Source organism: Vibrio sp. 03_296, assembly GCF_002265885.1.
Window position 1 is genome coordinate 1 of the sequence record NZ_NPKW01001198.1, and the last position, 480, is coordinate 480.

Below are 480 nucleotides of genomic sequence, written 5' to 3' on the forward strand. Positions count from 1 at the left end.
AGGGATTTGAACCCTAGGTACGCTATTAACGTACGCCGGTTTTCAAGACCGGTGCTTTCAACCACTCAGCCATCTCTCCACAAATTGTCCTAAAACTTAGTCTTACTTAAATAATGCTAGGTTTTAGTTTTGCTCTTAGACTTTAATAATCTAAAAGCGGTAAGTAAGCCTGGCGATGTTCTACTCTCACATGGGGAAACCCCACACTACCATCGACGCTATTTCGTTTCACTTCTGAGTTCGGAATGGGTTCAGGTGGGTCCAAAACGCTATGGTCGCCAAGCAAATTCTTAAAATTCGGAAAGCTGTTTGCGTTCTCTACACATTCAATTCGTTCTTGCTTTGAGTCCATCAAAACCCTTTGGGTGTTGTATGGTTAAGCCTCACGGGCAATTAGTACAGGTTAGCTCAACGCCTCACAGCGCTTACACACCCTGCCTATCAACGTTCTAGTCTCGAACAACCCTTCAGGATACTTAA

General features: G+C 44.0%; 2 rRNA genes. Both read right to left on the reverse strand.

From position 1 onward, the window contains the following. Positions 1–167 precede the first annotated feature (167 nt). Positions 168–283 (reverse strand): 5S ribosomal RNA (rrf, locus tag CIK04_RS30940). Between the two features lie 89 nt (positions 284–372). Then, positions 373–480: ribosomal RNA gene (locus CIK04_RS30945) — 23S ribosomal RNA — on the reverse strand; the annotation flags it as partial.